Here is a 21,395-nt window from a genome sequence, read left to right as displayed (position 1 = left end):
ATAATGACCGGCTTCCGAGGAGCTAGTCATGTCCGAGCAGATTGATCCGCGCATTCCCGTTTCCGTCATCACCGGTTTTCTCGGCGCCGGTAAAAGCACCCTGCTGAACCGCCTGCTGCGCCACCCGGACATGGGTGAGACCGCCGTGATCGTCAATGAGTTCGGTGAGATCGGGCTGGATCATGCGCTGATCGCCTCCAGCAGTGAGGACACTGTTCTGCTCAATTCGGGCTGCCTGTGCTGCACCGTGCGCGGCGATCTGGTCAACACCTTCCGCGACCTCACGGCCAAGCGAGACCGCGGCGAGATCAGGCCCTTCCGTCGCGTCGTGATCGAGACGACCGGCCTTGCCGATCCGGCGCCTGTCCTGCACACGCTGATGACCGATCCGGTCGTCGCCGAGCGCTGCCGCCTGGAAAGCGTCGTCACCCTGGTCGATGCCGTCAACGGCGATGGCACGCTGGATCGCCACAAGGAAGCGGTCAAGCAGGCGGCCGTGGCCGATCGCCTGGTGCTGAGCAAGGTCGATGTCGCCGAGCAGAAAACGGTTCAGCGCCTGCGCCATCGCCTCAGTCATCTCAACCCCGGCGCGCCGATCCTCACGGCGATCAATGGCGATATTGCGCCGAAGCAGCTTTTCAATGCCGGCCTGTACGACCCGGCGACCAAGACTTTCGATGTGCAGAACTGGCTGCGCGCCGAGGCCTATGAGGGCGGGCACCACCATCATCACGATCACGATCACGATCACGATCACGATCACGGTCATGACCACGACCATGATCACCGTCACGGCCACAATCATCACCATGATCATGACCATCATCATGACGCGGGGGGTGGCCAGGACCCGCATGACGTCAACCGCCACGATGCTTCGATCCAGGCCTTCTGTCTCACCTTCGACGAGCCCTTCGACTGGAACACGCTGGCCACCTGGCTCGATCTCCTCGCCGCCTATCGCGGCGACAATCTGCTGCGCGTGAAAGGCCTGGTGAATGTCACCGGCGTAGACCGTCCGGTGGTGGTCCATGGCGTGCAGCACCTGTTTCACCCGCCAGCCACCATTCCCGCCTGGCCCGACGAGGATCGCCGCAGCCGGATCGTCTTCATCACCCGCGACCTTCCGCGCGAGGTGATCGAGCAGACGCTATCGGCGCTGCGCCAGGCCGAACCGCCGGTGAACGCAGCATGACGTTGATCGACTTGCGTCAGCTGGCGCAGGTTCAGCCCGGCAATCAGTGCTGGATCAGTCCGCGGGGATTCGCCTGGCTGCCACCACATCGGGTAGCGCCGGAATACGACGTTCCGCCGCAGCGTCTGAAGGACGCCTTGCGTGCCGTCCTCGCCGAGGAGCCGCATATTACCTGGGGCGAGACGAGCGCCGATGGCCTGCGTTTCGATCTGGTCCAGCGCAGAGGGTTTTTCCGCCTTCCAGATCTGATCTCCGTCGAAATCCTCCCTGTTCGCGATGCCAATGGCAGCGCCAGCCGCAGCACGCTGGCGATCTTCAGCCGCTCAAAATACGGCTGGCAAAACTCCAGCGTGAACCGCGACCGTGTCAAACGCTGGCTGGCGGCTTTGCCTGCGCGGCTGGAGCAGGCGGACCAAAGGATGTAAAAAGCCGCAGCATGATTGCACTGGCATCTCACACGCGTCGTCGGCAAAAGCACCTTTATCGGCAAAAGAGTTATTCGCGATGACCGCAACGCCGTCGCTGCATAGCGGCCCATCGCCTTCATCTGACGCGATCCCGCAGGATCTTCTCGATCTGATCGCCAGTCTCAGCGCTACCGCCCGCGATCGCGTCTTCTCGCTGACCTATGGCGGCCGGAAGCTATGGATCAAGCGGCCGGGCGTGCCGCGGCTGCGTTCCTCGGTGCTGATGCAGACAGGCATTGCCCGTGTCTTCGCACTTCCCATTCTGCTGCCTGCGCGTCAGCTGGTGGGCCCGGCCGGCCTTGCCCAGGAGGCCTCGGCCATTCGCATGCTGTCGCAGGCTGGCTTCCCCGTGCCGGAGGTCGTTGCCTGCACCGATCAGTATCTGGTGCTGGGCGATGCCGGCCAGGCTTTGGAGCCGTTGCTGCATGCCACCAGGGATGATGACAAGCGCTGGCGCTTCATCGCGTCTGCGGGCACCTTGCTGACCCGGCTGCATGCCGCCGGTCATTGGCATGGCGGCGCCCAGATCCGCAATTTCTGTTGGCAGGATGGCCAGCCGGGTTTGCTCGACCTCGAAGATCACGGCCTTGACCGCATGACGCTGGCAGACCGGCAGGCCCGCGATCTGCTGCTCTTTCTGTATTCCCTGACCCGTTATGACCGCGCGCCGGGACTGCCGCGCATCAGCGCGCAAGCCGCCGTGATGATCGCGCAGGCCAGCCCCAAAAGCCGCGCCGCGTTACAGCGCCTGCGGCGACGCATGGCCTGGCTGCTGGCACTGGCGCGCTGGATCGCGCCTCATGCGGGACGCGATGTTCGTCAGGCTGTTGCGGCCGATCAGGCCATCGGCCGCGCCCTTGCGCAGGCTGAAGCAGCGGAAAACTAAGTCTCAGCCCTGAAGTTCAAGCCCCTGAAGTTCAAGCCCCAGAAGTTCAAGCCTCCGTCAGCCGCGCCAGTGTGGCCAGCAGGCGCTGTTCATTGATCGGCTTGCCGATATTAGGCACGTCGGCCAGCACCTGGCCGCCGAATTGTTCGGGCCTGTCATAAGCGCTGGCCAGCGCAAACGGGATGTCGCGCGCCTTCAGGCTCTCGGCCACCGGCGTGACCAGTTCATGTCCAAGATTGACATCGAGCAGCGCGACCATGGGCCGCTCGTCCTCCATCAGGCTGAGTGCTGCCGATACGCTCGCGACTGGCCCGATGATCCGCCAGCCATGTCCCTCCAGCAACAGCGTGAGGTCCATCGCGATCAGGAATTCGTCTTCCACAATCAAGACCGTCTTTTGCAAGGGCTGCTTTCGCCTGAACAACGTCATCCCGGAGCGGAATGACGATACTCGTCCAAACCGCCTGCCGCGCCTCCCTGTTCCACGGACTGATGTGACTATTCCGCAGCCGATGAAGCAAATTTGGCGGTTAGCTGAGCATGGATGGAAGAGGATGACGATCAGTCGGCAGATGCTGCAGCAACGGTCTTTTCTCCGTTCTGGATGCCGACGCGGCGCAGCACAGCCATGGCCAGAATCGCCGTTGCCACCGCGATGACCGCGCTGAGGGCAGCAACGGCCACGAAACCCTGGGTGAAGGCAGCACGCGCCGCAGCCGCCAGGGCTTCGCCTTGTGCAGCCGGCAACTGCGCGGCCGCGGTTAGCGCGCCACCCAGCGTATTGCGGGCCGCCTCGGCTGCGTCCGGCGCGACGTTTGCTGGCACGGCATCGGCCATGATCCAGCGATAGATGGCGGTCAGAATGCTGCCCAGCATCGCAATGCCCATCGCGCCGCCGAATTCCGCGCCGGTTTCCGAAATCGCCGATGCCGCGCCAGCACGCTCGGGCGGCGCCGTGCCAATGATGACATCGGTGGTCAGGGTGAAGATCGGCGCGAGCCCTAGGCAGAAAACCATGAAGGCGGTCATCAGCATGCCGAATCCCTGCTGCATGCCGATCGCATGCGCCAGCATCGCGCAGCCCAGCCCCGCACAGACAAAGCCGCCGGCCAGCACATAGCCTGGCCGCACGCGGCTCAATATCCACGGCGCCACCATCGAGCCGGCGGCGAAGACGATACCCGACGGCGCCGTCCACAACCCGGCCTCCAGCGGACCCATGCCCAGCACCAGCTGGAAATACTGGGCCAGGAACAGGAAAAAGCCGAAGGCAACGAAGACGCCGAAGATGTTGCAGGTTACCGACGTGCTGAAAGCGGGAATGCGGAACAGCCGCACGTCGATCAGCGGATCGGCGAGATTACGCTGCCGCAGCACGAACAGCGCGCCAATAATCAGGCCCGCGATGATCGACACGGCCGCGATCTCGTCCGTGCCATGGGCGGCGATGCGCTTGATGCCGTAGATGCTCGACAGCACAGCAGTCAGCGACAGCACCGCGCTGCGGATATCGAGGCGGCCGGCATTGGGATCGCGATATTCGGGCAGCAGGAACGGCCCGATGGTCAGCAGCAGCACCATCACCGGCACGGCGATCAGGAACACCGATCCCCACCAGAAACAGGCCAGCAATGCGCCACCGATCACCGGCCCCAGCGCGCCGCCGGCCGAGAAGCTTGCAACCCACACGCTGATCGCCACCGTGCGCTGCTTCGGATCGAGGAACATGTTGCGGATCAGCGACAGCGTCGACGGCGCGAGCGTCGCTGCAGAAATCCCGAGCAGGGCGCGCGCGAGAATCAGCATCTCGGCGCTGGGGGCGAAAGCCGCGAAAATCGAGGTAAGACCAAAGGCAGCGCCGCCGATCATCAGCAGCTTGCGGCGGCCGATGCGGTCGCCCAGCGTTCCCATGGTGATCAAAGAGCCGGCGACGAGGAAGCCGTAGATGTCCATGATCCACAGAAGCTGCGTGCCGGTCGGCTGCAGATCGGCGCTCAGATGCGGCACCGCAAGGATCAGCACCGTCAGATCCATCGAATAGAGCAGACAGGGCAAGGCCAGCACCGCCAGGCCGATCCATTCACGGCGCGTTGCTTTCGGCATGTCGGCGGTGTCAGTCACGATGCTCCCCGGAATATTTTTATGAGCTGCGATACGGCGGCTAGCAACACATAGAGCAACCCTCGGACGCGGCGATGACACCGGTCACACGAATTGCACCCCGACAATCGGACGCTTTTTGGCGCGATATGTCAGAAGCGCCGCGTTTCCGAGACAGCGATGATGAGGCTAATGAGGCACTGCCGCGTCTCAGAAAGCCGGCGGCGCCAGACCGATGCTGCCGACATTGATCCCGCGCCAGTTGTTCAGCGGCTGCTCGACCATCGGCCTGATCGCTTCGCGGCCCTGCTCGTCCAGCAGGCCGACATGGTCCAGCAACCCGCCCAGCGCCGTCTGCGCCGCCCGCGCGGTGCCGTCCAGCACTTTCAGCGCGATGCCGATCCCAAGTTCCGGCGCGGCCGCCGTAAAGGTGCCTTCTGCGCCGGTCTTGGCGATGAAGCGCCCCTTGCCCGCCTGCATCACTGCGGTGCAGAAACGGCCGCTGCCGGCCACAAAGAACGGCTCCGCCATCACTGCGGCGGCGATGCGCTTGGCTGCCTTGGCGCGTTCGGGCTGCAGGCCCTCGCCGGTGATGAACCGCGCAAAACCATGCGCCAGCGCACGCAGCGGCAAGGCAATCGTCGGCATCGAGCAGCCATCGACCGCCACCGCATCGGCGGCCAGCTTTATCTGGCAGACATCCTCGATCGCGGCAGTGACGCGGCGCTGCACCGGATGATCGGACCGCACATAGCCGCGGATATCCTCGCCCAGATGGGTGGCGACCGAGACCATGCCGGCATGCTTGCCCGAGCAGTTGTTGTGCAGATTGGTCGGCGTCTGCTGGCTGCGTGCCAGTTGCCGCGCGGTCTCCTCATGATAGGGCCAGTGCGCGCCGCATTCGAGGTCTTCCGGCTTGCGGCCGATGCGCGCAAGCCAAGCCGCCACGGTTTCGGTATGGCGCTGTTCGCCGCCATGGCTGGCGCAGGCCATGGCGATTTCCGCCTGGCTCAGATTGAAGGCATCGGCGGCGCCGCTTTCGATCAGCGGCAGGGCCTGGATCGCCTTGTTGGATGAGCGCGGGAAGATCAGCGCATCGACATCGCCCCAGCCGGCGACCAGCTTGCCCTGGGCATCGACGATGGCGGCTGCCACCGGATGGCGGCTTTCCACTTGCGTTCCGCGCTTGACCTCGACAATAAAGGGCCGCGCGCCGGGCGGCGGCAGCGGACCGAAGGGACGTGTCATCCCTGAATCTCCTGCAATATTCTGCTCCGGCTTATACACGCATCGGCATTGGGCACAACACTTAAGGGCAAACTGGCATGCGCGGCTATTTCGGAATCGGCGTCGAGCGGATGAGCAAGCCGATGAATGCCGGCAACCTGTTCCGCACCGCCCATGCCTTCGGCGCCGGCTTCGTCTTCACCATTGGCGCTACCTACTCGGTCAACGCCGCGCGCTCCGACACCAGCAAGTCGCCGCATAACCTGCCCTGGTACGATTATGCCAGCGCCGCCGAGCTCAGCCTGCCCCAGGGCTGCCAGCTGGTCGGCATCGAGCTTTTGGACGACGCCATCGACCTGCCGCGCTTCCGCCATCCCTTGCGCGCCGCCTATGTGCTGGGGCCGGAGATGGGCTCGCTCAGCCCGGAACTGGTCGCCCGCTGCGACCATGTGATCAAGATCCCGACCAGCTTCTGCGTCAACGTCGCGGTCGCCGGCGCCATCGTGATGTATGACCGGCTGATCACGCTCGGCAAGTTCGGCGAACGGCCGATCTCGCCGCTGGCCAAGCCGGTCGACCCCGGCAATCCCGGCGGCCGGCACCCGAAGCGCTAGGCGCTATTTCTAGTCTATTTCTCATAGACTTATATAACCGGTGAGAGCGAGCGCTGATCGGGCGGCCGGGCCTGTTCATTTCCTTTTTCTCTTGCCTGTCATAGTGTTGGCAAAACGAGGCAGGGAATTAAGGCCGCAATGAACGCGCCGTCAGGCATTACGGAAGCGTCCGGGGGAGTGATCCTGTGCCAGGACGCCCATTCTCTATCGGAACGCCGCGCCCGCAACATGATCGGGCGCGTCTGCCGTGACTATCTCGACGAAAACATCATGATCCCCATCGAGCTGCTGCACCACAGCGGCCATGCCAAGGTGATCAACAATTCCGAGTCGCTCTACGCCGCCCTGATCCAGAAGGCGGCGGTCGCCCAGGCCCAGGCGACCAACAGCCCCGTCCGCGACAAGGTCAAGAAGCTCTATGCCATCACCACGGCGGCGACCACCCAGGTCGAGAGCTTCGAGAAGCGCCTGCCTGCCGCGCCGCTGACCCATCGCCTGCTGGCCCAGCTTGTCGCCGCCGATCCGCTCTATGGCGAGCGCATCGCCTTCACCGCGCTGGCGCATCACCTCTACATGTCGAAGAGCTGGACCGAAAAGGCCGACCGCTGCCTCAAGCTGTTCGAGCCCGGCCCCGGCATCGAGCCCAGCGCCGTGACCATCCTCGACGAGGCGCTGGCGGAAATCCTGCAGGCCAAGAGCGCGGTGCCCGAACTGCTCGGCAAGTTCCGCGACGGCCGGCTGCGCATCATCCAGCTGATGTCGCTGCTCGACAAACGCTACGCCATCGACGAGGAAGCCTACGCCACCGACTTTGCCCGGCATGCGCACGACATCATGACGCGGCACAGCCTTCCGGCCCTGCGCGAGGCCATCGTGCAGCTCGTGCGCCGCCTGCTGCTGTCCTCGGTGCCGCTGCTGTCGGAAGAGCCGACCGAGGAATTCGGCGCAACCCGCGAAATCTACGCGCTGCTGACCCGCGACCGCGAATTCGCGCTGGAGCTTGGCGCTGCCGACCTGTTCGAGAAGCGCATGGTGCGGCTGGTGACCGCCGAGAAGCTGAACAAGCTGATCCCGGGCTATTACTCGGCGCCGAAACTGATGCAGGGCCTGCAGCTTTTCGAGGAAGCCATCGGCGAAGGGCCGAAGGAGATCCTGCTCAAATACATCTCCTACCTGTTCGAGCACCGCGACCTGGAGAAAGAATTCGTCGATCCGGCCTATACGCCGGATGAAAAGGTCGAAATCGCCCAGGAGCTGCGCAAGAAGCTGATCAGTTCCGGCCTGTCGGATCATCGCCGCGAGCAGTTCCTCGGCATCCTCGATCCGCTGATCCAGCGCCTGCAGCGCGGCGACCAGCGCCGCGCCAGCCGCACACAATGCGGCCCGGAAGATCATGTCGTGCTGGAAGGCACCCGCATCCCGCTGAAGAACTGGAGCGCCATCGGCCTGCTGTTCGGGCCGATCACCGGCAGCTTCCTGGAAGGCGAGATCCTGAAGCTCACCGTGCGGATCAAGAATCCGAAACTGCAGATCACCTTCGACGCCGAAGGCGACGTGGTGCGCTACACCGAGGACGGCATGGTGGCGATGCGCTATCGCTGCCTGGACCCGCAGCTTGCCAAGAAGGTCGCGCTGTATTTCGACCCGCTCGCCGGCGCCAAGGTCTGAACAGGCCCGGCAAAGCTAATTCAGGCCAAAAAAGCAGCCCGGCCATGAAGGCCGGGCCAGGAAATACCGCGTGACGGGGAGGAAGAACGGCGACAGGACGCTCTCCTGTAAACGTCGTATCCGGGCTGCCGCTTACGCAGCGGCCTCGCTCATCTCTTCCAGCAGGTCGCGGCGCAGCAGCACGATCTCCTGCGCCTTGCGCAGCGTGATGATGCGCTGGGCGCGCAGCTTGCTGATCAGGCGGCTGACCGTCTCGATGGTGAGCCCCAGATAATCGGCGATATCGGCGCGGCTCATCGGCAGTTCCACGATGATGCCGCCGTCTTCCGTCATCGCGCCTTCCGACTTGACGCTGCGCATGGCCATGTTCAGCAGGAAACTGGCAAGGCGTTCGCTGGCCGATTTGCGGCCCAGCAGCAGCATGCGGTCCTGCGTCGCGGCCAGCTCGTCGCACATGATGGCGTAGAAGCTGTGCATGAGCTTCGCATCGCTCTGCAGCAGCGCCTGGAAGCGGCGGCGCGGATAGCGCACCAGCGTCGCATCGGTCACGGCTTCGATGGAGAAGGAATAGGTATCGACCTGGCTCAGGCCGACATGATCGCCGGCATGAATGAACTTGGTGATGCAGCGCCGGCCATCCGGCAGCAGCTTCACCGCGCGCAGCGTGCCGCGCGCGACCTGATAGACGTGATCGGCGGGATCGCCCTCGTCCAGCAGGGTTTCTTCACGCTCGAGATGAACCACCGAAGCGATCTGTTGCAGCTGGGCGTTGACGGACTGGCCACCGACAATATGCAGCGCCGGCTTGCGCGGCGTGGAAACCGGCTCACGCTGGCTTGCCACGGGGGCAATGCGGGCCTTTTCCTGATATGCAAGCGCCTGTGTCATTTTGTCCCACCTTTCGCATCAACTGCGCAACACGCGCGTTCGATGCTGGGACCCTACCCTTTGTCACCGCTGCTGAATATTTCGGAATTCTACTTAAGGGTTTTTGCGTAGTCGCTGCATGCAGCGGCTGCGAATCACGGCCATGACCGGCCGCCGCGGCGCTTACCGCTGACATGCGCATGCAAAAACGGTGCTGTACGGCGCAATTTACCGCCGCTTGCCCTAATGATGGCCGGTCAGGAATTGAGCGCCTGCTCGATCGCCTGGAACAGGGCGGTGAAGGCCACCGGCTTGTCCAGCGTGGCGACGGCGCCGAGCGATTTTGCCTGTGCCTTGATCTGCGGATCGCTGCGGCCGGTGATCATCACCACCGGCACCTTGTCGCCGCCATGGCGCAAGCGCTGCAGCAGATCAAGGCCGGTCATTTCCGGCATATGCACGTCGAGCACCAGGCAGGCCATGTCATCATGGCTGGGGCGGTTGAGAAACTCGCTGCCCGAACTGAAGTCGGCGACGGCGTATTCCCGGGTCTCTAGCAGGACCTTCAGAGAATCGCGTACCATTTCATCGTCGTCGATGACGCCGATCAAAGCTTTTGGAGTAGACGCACCCATACTCGCCGCCCTTTCCTGACGGTCAACCAGAAACCGTTTTCAGATCGGCCCCTCAACGCTCGAACAATAGGGGCTTCCCTGGATCTCGAAAATTACGGAAATCTACTTAGCCCCTCATCCCCAGCGAATCGCGGCCGTTTTCCCACAGGAAACCTGCCTGTCCGCCGCGGCGTGATCCGGGCTTGATAAAACTTGGCCGAGGCGCCAGATCAGCACCATGACCCACATCAATTCCGTCCGCGACAATCCCGAACTCAGCCGCTACGAGCTGGAGATCGACGGCGCTGTGGCCTTCGCCACCTACCGCCGCGAGGGCGACATTCTGGTGATCCGCCATGTCGAGGCCCCGCCGGTGCTGCGCGGCACCGGGGCTGCCGGCCAGTTGATGCAGGGCGTGGCGGAAATCGCCCGGGCCGAGAACTGGAAGCTGCGGCCGCTTTGCAGCTATGCCGCCGCCTGGCTGCGCCGCCACAGCCAGGACTATTCCGGCATGGTCGTCTGACCGTCCCACCCTATACTTCCTCCCAACGAAGCGCCGGCCAGATCGCATGGCGGCCGGTCCGGGGAGGAGATCATGAAAAGCTATCAGGTGGCCGAATTCGGCGCCCCCTTGACCCTGCAGCAGCAGCCTGATCCCGTGCCGCGCGGCACCGAGCTGCTGCTGCGCGTCGAGGCGGCCGGCGTCTGCCACAGCGATCTGCATATCTGGGAAGGCGGCTACGATCTGGGCAATGGGCGCCGCCTGTCGCTGAAGGACCGCGGCATCCAGTTGCCACTCACCATGGGCCATGAAATCGCCGGCCGCGTCGTCGCTATCGGCGAACAGGCCAATCCTGCCGCGATGGGACGCAGCTATCTGGTCTATCCCTGGACCGGCTGCGGCCTCTGCTCCGCCTGCAAGCGCGGCGAGGAAAATCTCTGCCCACAGCCCATTTATCTCGGCGTGCATCGCCATGGCGGCTATGCCGATCATGTGATGGTGCCGCATCAGCGCTACCTGATCGACCTCGACGGCCTCGATCCCGCCGTGATGGCGCCCTTTGCCTGCTCCGGCCTTACTGCCTATAGCGCGCTGAAAAAAGCCGGCGACGCTTTGCGCGAAGCGCCCGTCGTGATCATCGGCGCTGGCGGGCTTGGCCTGATCTGCATCGAAATCCTCAAGGCGCTGGGCGGCTTTGGCGCCGTGGTGGTCGAGGTCGATGACAGCAAGCGCGCCGCGGCCAAGGCTGCGGGCGCAACGGCGACGATTTCCGGCAAAGGGCAGGATGCCTTGGCTGCGGTGACGGCGGCACCCGGCGGGCCTGCACGCACCGTAATCGATTTCGTCGGCAGCAGCCAGACAACCGCGCTGGGCTTCGATGCGCTTGCCAAGGGCGGCAAGCTGATCATCGTCGGCCTGTTCGGCGGCGCGGCCAGCTGGTCGCTGCCGCTGATTCCGATGAAAGCCGCCAGCATTCTGGGCAGCTATACCGGCAGCTTGCAGGAATTGGAGGAACTGGTCGCCATGGTACGTCAGGGACTTGTGAAGCCGCGCCCGGTTTCGCGGCGCGGCCTGCATGAGGCGGACCGCGCGCTCGCAGATCTGCGCGACGGCAAGATCATTGGCCGCACGGTTCTCTGCCCGGAACCGGCCTGAACGCCATGTGGCCTGAACACCATGTGGCCTGAACTCCATGTGGAATGCGGGACCAGGCGAACGCCTAAGACGGGTGAATTCAGAAGATCATCTTGAAGACACCGAGCACGACCGCCAGCCCGATCAGGAAGATGATAAGGACGGTCCAGCCGAGGAACTTGATCATCGGGCATGCTCCCGTGGTTGTGCGGAATAAAACCGCCAGAACCTCCTATTGTTCCGCCGCGTCCTTTCGCCTGCCTGCGGAAAGGCAGAGCCGGAAGGTGCGGGCAAGAAAAGGCAGAGCGATCGTCGCCCTGCATGATCCCTGCAACTTTTCTTGCCCCCGTTTGGTCACCGGCAGGCAGGGAGCGAATTTGGCAGACTCTTAGGTCTCGATCCTGACTGAATCCTGCAATCGCGACGGCAAAGGTCGCGCTTCAGCATGGAGGCCCTATGCAATCGTTAGACAAGACGGCGGTTCAGCCGCAATCCGATGCCGAACTTGCGGATAAGGCGGCGGACCAGCTGCGCATGGCGCGCTCGTTTGCCGAAGCGATCCATCTGAACCGCAAGCTGTTCGAAGATCCCGAGGAATTCGACGCCTGGCGCGCAATGACAGCCGATCTGTATTACATGCTGCTGCATGTCTGCACGGCGCGCCTGACGCTCGAACTCGGCTACGAAAGCACACCGCAGGATCTGATGCGCTATCTCGACGGCATCGAGGGCGGACGTCTGGTCAACCGTTTCGTCTCCCCGGATGCGCCCGACGATCTGCGCGCCGCGCCGGCGATATCCAAGGCGGTGGTGACCGGCACACTCTTGCGCCAGATCAAGTCGACCACCGAAACACTGACGCGCCATGCCGATCTGCAGGTCGCCGACGAAGCCAGCGTCCTGCAGCTCAATGTGCAATCGCTGGCACTGCTGTTTGCCGATCTCGGCGCCAGCCTGCTGATCGCGGCCGGCATGGGCGACAAGCTGGGCATGCCGCGAGGCCCGAACACTTAAAACCAAAATCGGCGCGCAGCGCTCTTTGATCGGTGCCTCAGCCGCTTTGCGCATCCGCCTCGCTGTCGTCAGCGTCTGCCGCATCCTCGTTGGCGGCCGCGGATGCCGGCGGCGTGGGCCGCGTCAGGATGAAGACCGACACGGCCAGCATGATGGTACCCTGCAAAGCCAGCACCCAGGCCGGCAATCCCGCGATCAGACCAAGGATCAGGGTCGCGCCCATCACCGAAAGCGCGGCGATCTTCGCCCGCCGGCCGATGGCACCGTAACGCTGCCAGTTGGTGATCAACGGCCCGAACTGGCGATGCTCGATCAGCCAGCGGTGAAAGCGCGGCGAGGAGCGCGCAAAGCAGAAGGCCGCCAGCAGCAGGAACGGCGTCGCCGGCAATAGCGGCAGAATCGCCCCGGCAATGCCAAAGCCGGTGGCGACGAAACCCGATGCAAGCCAGAGGGGACGCATGTGGCTACCACCTATCGCGCCCTCCCCGGGTTTACAATGGCGGGAGTTACAAAGGCTGCCGGCGTGCCACCTGCTCGGCTCGATCGCAGGCCCGGCTTAACGCCCCGGCTCGACAACCAGCCTCATGGTCCTGCCGCTGTCGGACATCGTCTATCTTCCCTCCCGGCCCGCTTTCCTCCCGGCCCGGTGCCTTGCGGCCCCGGCGCGCCGGCGCACGCATGCACAGCCGGCGCATAGCTGCGTATGCGTTACCCCCAAATCCGGCCTGTTTTGACCGGAATCGACCCGAATTGGTCCTGTTTGGGCGCGTTTGGCCCAGTTTGGATGAGTTTGGGCGCGTTCGGCGTTTTGCGACGAGCCTGGCTCCGTTTTGCTCCGCCTGGACCTCGCCGACAGCTTCTGCCGGCCCGCTTTTGCCCGCTGGCGACAGGGGATAAGCTCAGGAAATCCCGTTCCCCCAAAGAAAAACCCTGGCCACCAAAGAAAAACCCCGGCCACCAAAGAAAAACCCCGGCGGATTGCTCCGCCGGGGTCTGAACCGGTCTGGAAACCGGGGCGCGGCGTCTTATTGGCCGGCCTCGCCTTCCTTCTTGGCCTTGGCGCGGTTCATCGCCGCACCCAGAATGTCGCCGAGCGAAGCGCCGCTGTCGGTCGAGCCGTACTGCTCCATCGCCTTGCGGTCTTCTTCCATCTCCAGCGCCTTGACCGACAGGGTCAGCTTGCGGGCCTTGCCGTCGATCGTGGTGATCTTGGCATCCAGCTTGTCGCCGACCGAGAAGCGATCCGGACGCTGCTCGTCGCGGTCGCGCGACAGCTCCGACTTGCGGATGTAGCCCTGCACCCCGTCGCCGACGGTGACGGTGATGCCCTTCGGGTCGACCGCGGCCACCGTGCAGGTGACCACGCTGCCGCGCTTCAGCTCGCCCAGCGACTGGAACGGATCATTCGCCAGCTGCTTGATGCCGAGGCTGATGCGCTCCTTCTCGACGTCGATGTCGAGCACCTGCGCCTTGACGATCTGGCCCTTCTGGTACTCGCCGATGACCTGCTCGCCCGGCTTGTTCCAGTCGAGATCCGACAGGTGCACCATGCCGTCGACGCCGCCATCGAGACCGATGAACAGGCCGAACTCGGTGATGTTCTTGATCTCGCCTTCGATGGTCGAGCCGATCGGATGCTTCTCGGCGAAGGCATCCCACGGATTGGCCATGCACTGCTTGAGGCCGAGGCTGATGCGGCGCTTGGCCGGATCGACCTCGAGCACCATGACCTCGACTTCCTGGCTGGTCGAGACGATCTTGCCCGGATGGACGTTCTTCTTGGTCCAGCTCATCTCGGAGACGTGCACCAGACCTTCCACGCCCGGCTCCAGCTCCACGAAGGCGCCGTAGTCGGTGATGTTGGTCACGCGACCCATGAAGCGGGCGGTCACCGGATACTTCGACTTCACGCCTTCCCACGGATCGGCCTCGAGCTGCTTCATGCCGAGGCTGATGCGCTGGGTCTCAGGATTGACGCGAATGACCTGCACCTTGACGGTCTGGCCGATCGACAGGACTTCCGACGGATGGTTGACGCGGCGCCAGGCGATGTCGGTGACATGCAGCAGGCCGTCCACGCCGCCGAGATCGACGAAGGCGCCGTAATCGGTGATGTTCTTGACCACGCCGTCGAGGATCTGGCCTTCCTTGAGGTTGGAGACCAGTTCGCTGCGGGCTTCGGCACGGCTCTCTTCCAGAACGGCACGGCGCGACACGACGATGTTGCCGCGGCGGCGGTCCATCTTGAGGATCTGGAACGCGGTCGGCTGGCCCATGAGCGGCCCGATATCGCGCACCGGACGGACGTCGACCTGGCTGCCCGGCAGGAAGGCGACGGCGCCCGACAGGTCGACGGTGAAACCGCCCTTGACCTTGCCGAAGATGACGCCTTCGACGCGCTGCTGCGCGTTGAAGCTCTGCTCCAGCTTCTCCCAGGCCTCTTCACGGCGGGCCTTGTCGCGGCTGATCACCGCTTCGCCCTGGGCATTCTCGATCCGGTCGAGGAAGACCTCGACCACGTCGCCGACCTTGACTTCGGCAGACCGGCCGGGGCCGGCGAATTCCTTCAAGGGCACCCGGCCCTCGCATTTCAGGCCCACATCGATCAGGGCGAAGTCATTCTCGATGCTGACCACGATGCCCTTGACGACCGAGCCTTCCATCGCGGAGGCGGTGGTGAAGGACTCTTCCAGCAGGGCAGCAAAATTCTCGGTATCGGCGGAATAGGTTTCCGCGGCCTGAACGGCACTACGTTTAGCCATTATGTCTCCTAGACGCCCCTAGGGGTTGTGGCCTGCCGGGGTGCGAGATTATGAGGGCACCGCCGCGGGGCGAAGCAGGCATCCGGCGCTGACGCGACGACCGGTCGGTTGATTGAGCCACCCGCCGCGGCGTCAGCGCGACAGGGACCCGCGATTCAGGATGTCGTTGACGATATCCACAGCCGCGGTGACGGCCGCTTCTATATCCAAATCCGAGGTATCCAGCAAGTGGGCGTCAGCGGCGGGCTTCAGCGGCGCAGTGGCGCGGGCCTGATCCTGCGCATCGCGGCGGCGCAGATCGGCCAAAACCTGCTCGAATGTGGCGGTTTCGCCCCGATCCAGCAGTTCCTTGTAGCGGCGCTGGGCGCGGATTTCGTCGCGGGCGGTCACGAAGAGTTTTACCGGCGCATCCGGGCAGACCACCGTGCCGATGTCGCGGCCATCCAAAACTGCGCCGGGCTGGCCGCCCGGCGGGGTTACGGCATAGCGGCGCTGGTAATCCAGCAGCGCGGCCCGCACGCCTGGAATGGCAGCGACCTTGGAGGCCGCAAGCCCGACCGGTTCGGTCCGCAGATCAGGTGCCGCCAGATCGCTTTCGGTGAGCGTCGCCGCAGCCTGGGTCGCCACGGCCTCGTCGGCGGGATCGCCGCCCTGGCGCAGCACCTTGCTGCCGACCGCGCGATAAAGTGAGCCGGTATCGAGATAGGCATAGCCGTAGCGGGCGGCGAGCCTGCGGGCCAGCGTGCCCTTGCCGGCCGCCACCGGCCCGTCGATCGCAACCACCATTGACTTGATCTGCTGAGTCATGGCGCCGGTTTAGCCCAGGCGCGGCGGCGGCGCTACTCCCAGCGCGCCAGGATCGCCGCCAGTCCGCCATTGCGGCGCAGGGCGGCCAGCGCCTTCTCCATGCGGTCGGCGATTGCCGGCTTGCTGCGCGGCACGGCGATGTAGCGCGGCACCTTAGCAAAGGGTTTCGGCAGCACCGTGATCTGCTCGCGCAGATTCTCCAGCCGCGCGAAATAGGTCAGCGTCTCGCGGTCGCCGATGACAAGATCGACGCGGCCCGCCGCCAGCATGCGCACGAGCTGGCGGTAATTGCCAGCGGCTGCGTCCTTGATCAGGAAGGCCGATTCATCGAAAGCCGCGCCATAGGTATAGCCCTGGATCACGCCGATGCGCAGGCCGTGCAGATCCTCCAGCTCGCGGTAGGCCACCGTCTGGCCGCGGCGCGCGGCGAAGACCGTCGATCCCGTGCGGTGCGGACCGATCATGAAGTACCGGTCGAAGCGGTCGGCGCGGCCGACGAACTGAAAGGCCGCATCGACCTCGCCGCGCTCCAGCATCTGCTGCACGCGGTTCCATGGATGCGGCTCGATGCGCGGCTCCGCGCCGGCCTGACGGACGATGGCGGCAACGATCTCCGCATCCAGGCCAATGACGCGACCATTCTCGGCATAGTTATAGGGCGGGAAATTTTCATCGCAGGCGATCAGCCAGACTTCAGCCCGCACGGGAGCCGCAGCCCACATGACCATGGCAACCAAGATGCCGACCAGATGCATCAAGCCGCGCCTCCAGGCCAGGATGCACAACCACTCCTCATGAGTTCATCCCGGCGCAATGGAGGTTGCAAGCGAAATCGTCGGGCAAATTTGTCTCAACCCCGTTCGCAGCGCTTCTCATTTGCCTTGCGCCGGAGCAGCGGCTACTCCCTTTGCCATGGAATGGGCTTGGATACCGATCACCATATGGGCTGCTTTCTGCCAGACCATCCGCACCGGTCTGCAGAAACAGCTGAAGGGCCGCCTGAGCACCAATGGCGCCAGCTTCGTGCGCTTCGCCTATGGCCTGCCGGTGGCTTTGCTTTATCTCGCCGCCGTGTCCTGGGGCAGCGGCCGCGCCATGCCGGAGCCCCATTCGGACTTCTATGCCTGGACGGCGTTCGGCGCCATCGCGCAGATTCTTGCGACCAATCTGCTGATCCTCGCGCTGTCGATGCGCAACTTCGTGGTCGCCACCGCCTATTCCAAAACGGAAGCCTTGCAGGCCGCAGCCTTCGGCATGCTGATCCTGGCTGAACCTGTTTCGCTTGGCGGCGTCGCCGCTATCGTGATCGGCACGCTCGGCGTGCTGCTGATCTCGCTGAAAGGCAGCGGCGAGCCGATGCGCGCCTTTCTGCTGGGCTGGACGGAACGCTCAGCCCTGATCGGCATCGGCTCGGGCGCGCTGTTTGCCGTCTCCGCCATCGGCTTCCGTGCGGCTTCCTTGTCGCTGGACGAAGAGTTTTTGCCGCTCGCGGCTGCCACCACGCTGGTGCATGCCATCGTGCTGCAGATTACCGTGATGGTGATTTATCTGGTCTGGCGCGAGCCGGGCGAACTTCACCGCGTGATCGCGGCCTGGAAGCCTGGCCTGGTTGTCGGCATCGCATCGGCAGCCGGATCGGCCGGCTGGTTCACCGCCATGGCCCTGCAGGTGGCGGCTTATGTCCGCATGCTGGGCATGACGGAAATGGTCTTTACGTTTCTGATGTCCTATCTGGTGTTTCGCGAGCGGCCAGCGCGCAGCGAGATTATCGGCGTGATCGTCCTGATTGCCGGAATCCTGCTGGCACTGGCCGCGCGCTGATCGTTACACGAAGATGAACTTGATCGCGAAGATGATCGCGACCGCCGCCATCACCGGATGGATGTCCTTGCCCTTACCGGTCAGCGCCTTCAGCACCACATAGGTGATGAAGCCCAGTCCGATGCCGGTGGCGATCGAGAAGGTGAACGGCATCATCACCGCGGTGATGACCGCCGGCAGATATTCCGTGATGTCTTCCCAATCGATGCGCGCCAGGCTGCTGGTCATCACGCAGGCCACGAAGATCAGGGCCGGCGCGGTGGCATAAGCCGGGATCGAGCCGGCCAGCGGCGCGAAGAAGATCGCCAGCACGAACAGGATCGCCACGACCACCGCGGTCAGGCCGGTGCGGCCGCCGACACGGATGCCCGCCGCCGATTCAATGTAGCTGGTGGTGGTCGAGGTGCCGAGCGCAGCGCCGGCAATGGTGGCCGTGGAATCCGCAACCAACGCCTTGCCAAGCCGCTTTAGCTTGCCGTCTGGCTCCAGAAGTCCGGCGCGCGGCGCCACGGCCACCAGGGTGCCGGCGGTGTCGAACAGGTCGACCATCAAAAAGGCGAAGACGATGGTGAGCAGGCCAAGCGACAGCGCACCGCTGATATCCATCTGCAGCAAGGTCGGCGCCAGGCTCGGCGGAGCCGAAGCGATGCCGCCGAAGGGCGACAGTCCGAACAGAATACCCAGCACAGTCACGCCCAGGATCGAGATCATGATCGCACCCGGAATCTTGCGGTGATCCAGCACGGCGATGATGAAGAAGCCGAGGATGGCCATGCCGACAGTCGGCACGGTCAGCTTGCCGAGCGCCACCAGAGTGGCCGGATTGTCGACGACGATGCCCGCATTCTTCAGGCCGATCAGCCCGAGGAACAAGCCGATGCCCGCGCCGATGGCGAATTTCTGTGAGGTTGGGATCGAATTGATGATCTTCTCGCGGATCGGCAGGACCGAGAGGATCAGGAAGAGCACGCCCGAGACGAAGACCGCGCCCAGCGCGACCTGCCAGCTATGGCCCATGCCAAGCACAACGCCATAAGTGAAATAGGCGTTCAGCCCCATGCCGGGCGCCAGCGCGACCGGATAATTGGCGTAAAGGCCCATGATCGCCGTGCCGATCGCCGCCGCAAGGCAGGTGGCGACGAAGGCAGCGCCGCGATCGATTCCCGCATCGGCGAGAATGGCCGGATTGACGAAGACGATATAAGCCATCGTCAGAAAGGTGGTGATACCGGCCAGCACCTCCGTGCGGACGGTGGTACCGTTCTCTGCCAGTTTGAAATACCGGTCGAGCATACGTGAACTCCCCCATAATGGTTCATTCGGCGACGCCTACCCCCCGGTACGCTCGCCGCCGAATCACTTGTTCGACTTTAGTATGAAACTTTTTCCTGTAACACACGTTAATACGAGGTCTTTTCAGCCCCCTCATGACCCAATCCCAGATCGAAATCCTCATCCTGCTTGTGGTGGCCCTGGCGATGTTCGCCTGGGGCCGCTGGCGTCATGACGTGGTCGCGCTGGTCGTTTTGTTTGTCGCCGTGGGGCTGGGCCTGGTGCCCGCCAGCGAGGCTTTCACCGGCTTCGGCCATGCCGCCGTCATTACCGTGGCTGCCGCGTTGATCATAAGCCGCGCCATCGCCACCACCGGCGTGCTGGATGCATTGTCCAATCGTCTGGCCGGACGGGCGAAGCATCCGACAGTATTAATTGCCGTTCTGTGCCTGCCGGCCGCCTTCGCCTCGGCGGTCATGAACAATGTGGCGGCCCTAGCGCTGGTTCTGCCGGTTGCCATCGCCGCCTGCCAGAATGCCAAACGCTCACCCAGCATCGTGCTGATGCCGCTCTCCTATGCGACCGTGCTGGGCGGCGTCATTACGCTCATCGGCACGCCGCCCAACATCATCATCTCCGGCGTCCGCGCCGACAAGCTGGGCAGCGGCTTTGCGCTGCTGGATTTCGCACCTATCGGCATCCCGGTCACTCTCGCAGGCGTCGCCTTCATCGCCATCGCCGGCTGGCGGCTGGTGCCGCAGCGGGTGAAGGCCGGCGAGGGGCGCCAGGAAGGCGTGCAGGAATATCTGCTGGAAACCACGATCAGCGAGGACTCATCCCTGATCGGGCAGCCGCTGGGTGAGGTTGCGGCGCAGATCGACAAGCTCGATGCTACCCTGCTGGGCCTGCGGCGTGGCAGCGTCACCATTCCCGGCGCCGCGCAATGGACGCCGGTGCGGGCCAGCGACACGCTGCTGATCGAGGCCGCGCCCGAAGACGTCGCAGCCATCACCGAAAGCCTGGGGCTGTCACTCATCAAGCCGCATCAGGCGGTAGTGCCGGATGCCAAGAAGCTGGACCTGCATACCGCTGAAGCCGTGGTGCGGCCCTACAGTCTTATCGAAGGCCTGACGCCGGCCGAAATCCGCTTGCGGCAGCGCTATAGCGTCAATCTGCTGGGCGTCGCGCGGGAAGGCCAGAATACTTTCGGCGGCTTGAAAAACTGGCGCTTCCATGCCGGCGACGTGCTGCTGCTGCAGGGCGAGACCGACCGCGTGGAAGATGCGATCAGCCGGCTCAACCTGCTCGCGCTGGCGCAGCGGGAATTCATGCTGACCCGCCCCGCCGGTGCCGCCTTCACTCTCGGGATCGCCGGGCTAGGCCTTCTGGCGCTGATCCTGGAACTGGCACCGGCGGCGGTTTGCCTGGGCGCGGCGGCGACATTGCTGCTGCTCACGGGCCGCCTGTCGACGCGCGAAGCCTATCAGGCCATCGACCCGTCGGTGCTGATCCTGCTCGGCGCGCTGATACCGGTGGGCGATGCTTTCGACAGCACGGGCACGACAGGACTGCTGGCTGAATTCCTGGTCGACCTGTCGGGCGAGGTCGTGCCGCTCTGGCTGCTTGGCGCCATGCTGCTGCTGACCATGTGGGTGTCCGACATGGTCAACAATGCGGCGACGGCATTGCTGATGGCGCCGCTTGCCATCGATATGGCCAAGCAGGTCGATGCCAATCCCGACACCTTCCTCATGGCGGTGGTGGTCGGCGCCTCCTGCGCCTTCCTCTCGCCCATCGGGCATCAGAACAATCTTCTGGTGATGGGCCCTGGCGGGTATCGCTTCGGCGATTTCTGGCGGCTCGGCCTGCCTCTGCAGGCGGTTGTCTTCATCACCAGCATGCTTCTGCTGCCGCTGGTCTGGCCGCTTTAGGGCTGCTTGAGAGGGATAGAAGATAGCCCAAGACCACCGGATCGTCTGAGCGGCGGCCATTGTCGGCTCCTATACAGCCGGCCAGACCGCCTTGCCCGAAACGCTCCTGATGGTTGCCGGCTAAATCTCGCGCAAGGAATCGATTGCCGTCGGCAATACGGTGGGCGGTGGCCCTCTCGCCGCTTGACATCCTCCCCGGCCTGAAGGCCGGAGATTCCTACGGCGCTCAGGCGCGGCATTGAGCCGCCCCTGAGTCGCTTCGGTGGGTTCCTGCTGCTGGCGGCATTACCTCACCGCTCACTTCACAGGCGAACCGGGCGTGTCCCGCCCTTAGTACATTGATCGCGCCGACCACATCGGCGTTGTCCTCGAAGCCACATTCCACGCACGCGAACCGGGCCTGTGTCTGGCGGTTATCCGCCGACACATGGCCGCAACACGTACAGGTGCGGCTCAGATCGGAAGAGCAAACGTCTGAACTCCAGTCACTGACCAATCTCGTATGCCGTCTTCT

The 21,395-nt window shown here is 64.1% G+C and carries 20 protein-coding genes; 10 read left to right on the top strand and 10 right to left on the bottom strand.

Annotated elements, in window-relative coordinates; translation table 11 throughout:
• The first annotated feature begins 28 nt into the window (after positions 1 to 28).
• The 3 genes from Q0603_RS04465 (at position 29) to Q0603_RS04455 (ending at position 2,548) form a co-directional block, all read left to right on the top strand.
• The gene (locus Q0603_RS04465) at positions 29 to 1,195 is read left to right on the top strand and encodes a GTP-binding protein (RefSeq protein WP_298722664.1); all 1,167 of its coding nucleotides are present in this window, start codon (positions 29 to 31) and stop codon (positions 1,193 to 1,195) included.
• A complete protein-coding gene (locus tag Q0603_RS04460) occupies positions 1,192 to 1,620 on the top strand; it encodes a DUF1499 domain-containing protein (protein WP_298722661.1) in 429 nt (142 codons plus the stop codon). Before Q0603_RS04465 ends, Q0603_RS04460 begins: the two co-directional genes overlap by 4 nt.
• A gap of 79 nt (positions 1,621 to 1,699) precedes the next feature.
• Positions 1,700 to 2,548 carry a hypothetical protein gene (locus Q0603_RS04455; protein ID WP_298722659.1) on the top strand — a complete coding sequence of 283 codons (849 nt, stop codon included), beginning with the start codon at positions 1,700 to 1,702 and terminating at the stop codon, positions 2,546 to 2,548.
• A gap of 46 nt (positions 2,549 to 2,594) precedes the next feature.
• Here Q0603_RS04455 and Q0603_RS04450 read toward each other — a convergent pair whose 3' ends face one another.
• The 3 genes from Q0603_RS04450 to Q0603_RS04440 form a co-directional block, all read right to left on the bottom strand.
• A complete protein-coding gene (locus tag Q0603_RS04450) occupies positions 2,595 to 2,951 on the bottom strand; it encodes a response regulator (RefSeq protein WP_298722656.1) in 357 nt (118 codons plus the stop codon).
• Positions 2,952 to 3,109: 158 nt separating this feature from the next.
• Positions 3,110 to 4,669: an MFS transporter gene (locus Q0603_RS04445; protein WP_298722654.1), complete on the bottom strand. Its 1,560-nt coding sequence runs from the start codon at positions 4,667 to 4,669 to the stop codon at positions 3,110 to 3,112.
• 189 nt (positions 4,670 to 4,858) lie between these two features.
• Positions 4,859 to 5,896, bottom strand: coding sequence for an asparaginase (locus Q0603_RS04440; RefSeq protein ID WP_298722652.1), 1,038 nt, complete (start codon positions 5,894 to 5,896; stop codon positions 4,859 to 4,861).
• A gap of 77 nt (positions 5,897 to 5,973) precedes the next feature.
• On the opposite strand from Q0603_RS04440, the gene Q0603_RS04435 reads away from it, so the two are divergent.
• Both Q0603_RS04435 and Q0603_RS04430 read left to right on the top strand, forming a co-directional pair.
• Entirely contained in the window at positions 5,974 to 6,489 is a 516-nt protein-coding gene (locus Q0603_RS04435) for an RNA methyltransferase (protein WP_298722650.1), read from the top strand.
• Between the two features lie 138 nt (positions 6,490 to 6,627).
• Positions 6,628 to 8,157 carry a hypothetical protein gene (locus Q0603_RS04430; protein ID WP_298722647.1) on the top strand — a complete coding sequence of 510 codons (1,530 nt, stop codon included), beginning with the start codon at positions 6,628 to 6,630 and terminating at the stop codon, positions 8,155 to 8,157.
• Between the two features lie 132 nt (positions 8,158 to 8,289).
• On the opposite strand, the gene Q0603_RS04425 is transcribed toward Q0603_RS04430, so the two are convergent.
• Together Q0603_RS04425 and Q0603_RS04420 are read right to left on the bottom strand one after the other, a co-directional pair.
• Entirely contained in the window at positions 8,290 to 9,045 is a 756-nt protein-coding gene (locus tag Q0603_RS04425; RefSeq protein ID WP_298722644.1) for a helix-turn-helix domain-containing protein, read from the bottom strand.
• 236 nt (positions 9,046 to 9,281) lie between these two features.
• On the bottom strand, positions 9,282 to 9,659 hold the full coding sequence (locus Q0603_RS04420) for a response regulator (protein ID WP_298722642.1): 378 nt from the start codon (positions 9,657 to 9,659) through the stop codon (positions 9,282 to 9,284).
• Positions 9,660 to 9,876: 217 nt separating this feature from the next.
• Here Q0603_RS04420 and Q0603_RS04415 point away from each other — a divergent pair, with 217 nt between their 5' ends.
• From Q0603_RS04415 to Q0603_RS04405, 3 genes are all read left to right on the top strand, one after another.
• Positions 9,877 to 10,161 carry a GNAT family N-acetyltransferase gene (locus Q0603_RS04415; protein WP_298722639.1) on the top strand — a complete coding sequence of 95 codons (285 nt, stop codon included), beginning with the start codon at positions 9,877 to 9,879 and terminating at the stop codon, positions 10,159 to 10,161.
• A 72-nt stretch (positions 10,162 to 10,233) separates the two neighbouring features.
• Positions 10,234 to 11,295, top strand: a complete 1,062-nt coding sequence (locus tag Q0603_RS04410; RefSeq protein ID WP_298722636.1) for an alcohol dehydrogenase — start codon at positions 10,234 to 10,236, stop codon at positions 11,293 to 11,295.
• Between the two features lie 435 nt (positions 11,296 to 11,730).
• Positions 11,731 to 12,288, top strand: coding sequence for a hypothetical protein (locus tag Q0603_RS04405; RefSeq protein WP_298722633.1), 558 nt, complete (start codon positions 11,731 to 11,733; stop codon positions 12,286 to 12,288).
• Positions 12,289 to 12,325: 37 nt separating this feature from the next.
• Here Q0603_RS04405 and Q0603_RS04400 read toward each other — a convergent pair whose 3' ends face one another.
• The 4 genes from Q0603_RS04400 to Q0603_RS04385 form a co-directional block, all read right to left on the bottom strand.
• The gene (locus tag Q0603_RS04400) at positions 12,326 to 12,748 is read right to left on the bottom strand and encodes a YbaN family protein (RefSeq protein WP_298722630.1); all 423 of its coding nucleotides are present in this window, start codon (positions 12,746 to 12,748) and stop codon (positions 12,326 to 12,328) included.
• A gap of 565 nt (positions 12,749 to 13,313) precedes the next feature.
• The gene (gene rpsA / locus Q0603_RS04395; RefSeq protein WP_298722627.1) at positions 13,314 to 15,050 is read right to left on the bottom strand and encodes a 30S ribosomal protein S1; all 1,737 of its coding nucleotides are present in this window, start codon (positions 15,048 to 15,050) and stop codon (positions 13,314 to 13,316) included.
• 132 nt (positions 15,051 to 15,182) lie between these two features.
• Positions 15,183 to 15,857: a (d)CMP kinase gene (cmk, locus tag Q0603_RS04390; protein WP_298722624.1), complete on the bottom strand. Its 675-nt coding sequence runs from the start codon at positions 15,855 to 15,857 to the stop codon at positions 15,183 to 15,185.
• A 32-nt stretch (positions 15,858 to 15,889) separates the two neighbouring features.
• Positions 15,890 to 16,612, bottom strand: a complete 723-nt coding sequence (locus Q0603_RS04385; RefSeq protein ID WP_298724191.1) for a transporter substrate-binding domain-containing protein — start codon at positions 16,610 to 16,612, stop codon at positions 15,890 to 15,892.
• Between the two features lie 157 nt (positions 16,613 to 16,769).
• Here Q0603_RS04385 and Q0603_RS04380 point away from each other — a divergent pair, with 157 nt between their 5' ends.
• Positions 16,770 to 17,678, top strand: coding sequence for a DMT family transporter (locus tag Q0603_RS04380; protein ID WP_298722621.1), 909 nt, complete (start codon positions 16,770 to 16,772; stop codon positions 17,676 to 17,678).
• A 3-nt stretch (positions 17,679 to 17,681) separates the two neighbouring features.
• Here Q0603_RS04380 and Q0603_RS04375 read toward each other — a convergent pair whose 3' ends face one another.
• The gene (locus Q0603_RS04375) at positions 17,682 to 18,971 is read right to left on the bottom strand and encodes an NCS2 family permease (RefSeq protein WP_298722618.1); all 1,290 of its coding nucleotides are present in this window, start codon (positions 18,969 to 18,971) and stop codon (positions 17,682 to 17,684) included.
• A 134-nt stretch (positions 18,972 to 19,105) separates the two neighbouring features.
• Here Q0603_RS04375 and Q0603_RS04370 point away from each other — a divergent pair, with 134 nt between their 5' ends.
• Positions 19,106 to 20,881, top strand: coding sequence for an SLC13 family permease (locus tag Q0603_RS04370; RefSeq protein WP_298722615.1), 1,776 nt, complete (start codon positions 19,106 to 19,108; stop codon positions 20,879 to 20,881).
• The last annotated feature ends 514 nt before the right edge of the window (positions 20,882 to 21,395 follow it).

It is taken from the genome of uncultured Ferrovibrio sp. (genome assembly GCF_937960835.1).
Classification (GTDB): domain Bacteria; phylum Pseudomonadota; class Alphaproteobacteria; order Ferrovibrionales; family Ferrovibrionaceae; genus Ferrovibrio.
The sequence above is the reverse complement of the archived record's forward strand: the minus strand, read 5'-3'. Positions and strand labels throughout refer to the sequence as shown.

Bases quoted from the DNA above. Each gene is read 5' to 3' on its own strand.
- Q0603_RS04465 (WP_298722664.1), top strand. From the start codon at position 29: ATGTCCGAGCAGATTGATCCGCGCATTCCCGTTTCCGTCATCACCGGT.
- Q0603_RS04460 (WP_298722661.1), top strand. From the start codon at position 1,192: ATGACGTTGATCGACTTGCGTCAGCTGGCGCAGGTTCAGCCCGGCAAT.
- Q0603_RS04455 (WP_298722659.1), top strand. From the start codon at position 1,700: ATGACCGCAACGCCGTCGCTGCATAGCGGCCCATCGCCTTCATCTGAC.
- Q0603_RS04440 (WP_298722652.1), bottom strand. From the start codon at position 5,896: ATGACACGTCCCTTCGGTCCGCTGCCGCCGCCCGGCGCGCGGCCCTTT.
- Q0603_RS04435 (WP_298722650.1), top strand. From the start codon at position 5,974: ATGCGCGGCTATTTCGGAATCGGCGTCGAGCGGATGAGCAAGCCGATG.
- Q0603_RS04430 (WP_298722647.1), top strand. From the start codon at position 6,628: ATGAACGCGCCGTCAGGCATTACGGAAGCGTCCGGGGGAGTGATCCTG.
- Q0603_RS04425 (WP_298722644.1), bottom strand. From the start codon at position 9,045: ATGACACAGGCGCTTGCATATCAGGAAAAGGCCCGCATTGCCCCCGTG.
- Q0603_RS04420 (WP_298722642.1), bottom strand. From the start codon at position 9,659: ATGGGTGCGTCTACTCCAAAAGCTTTGATCGGCGTCATCGACGACGAT.
- Q0603_RS04415 (WP_298722639.1), top strand. From the start codon at position 9,877: ATGACCCACATCAATTCCGTCCGCGACAATCCCGAACTCAGCCGCTAC.
- Q0603_RS04410 (WP_298722636.1), top strand. From the start codon at position 10,234: ATGAAAAGCTATCAGGTGGCCGAATTCGGCGCCCCCTTGACCCTGCAG.
- Q0603_RS04405 (WP_298722633.1), top strand. From the start codon at position 11,731: ATGCAATCGTTAGACAAGACGGCGGTTCAGCCGCAATCCGATGCCGAA.
- Q0603_RS04400 (WP_298722630.1), bottom strand. From the start codon at position 12,748: ATGCGTCCCCTCTGGCTTGCATCGGGTTTCGTCGCCACCGGCTTTGGC.
- rpsA (WP_298722627.1), bottom strand. From the start codon at position 15,050: ATGGCTAAACGTAGTGCCGTTCAGGCCGCGGAAACCTATTCCGCCGAT.
- cmk (WP_298722624.1), bottom strand. From the start codon at position 15,857: ATGACTCAGCAGATCAAGTCAATGGTGGTTGCGATCGACGGGCCGGTG.
- Q0603_RS04385 (WP_298724191.1), bottom strand. From the start codon at position 16,612: ATGCATCTGGTCGGCATCTTGGTTGCCATGGTCATGTGGGCTGCGGCT.
- Q0603_RS04380 (WP_298722621.1), top strand. From the start codon at position 16,770: ATGGAATGGGCTTGGATACCGATCACCATATGGGCTGCTTTCTGCCAG.
- Q0603_RS04375 (WP_298722618.1), bottom strand. From the start codon at position 18,971: ATGCTCGACCGGTATTTCAAACTGGCAGAGAACGGTACCACCGTCCGC.
- Q0603_RS04370 (WP_298722615.1), top strand. From the start codon at position 19,106: ATGACCCAATCCCAGATCGAAATCCTCATCCTGCTTGTGGTGGCCCTG.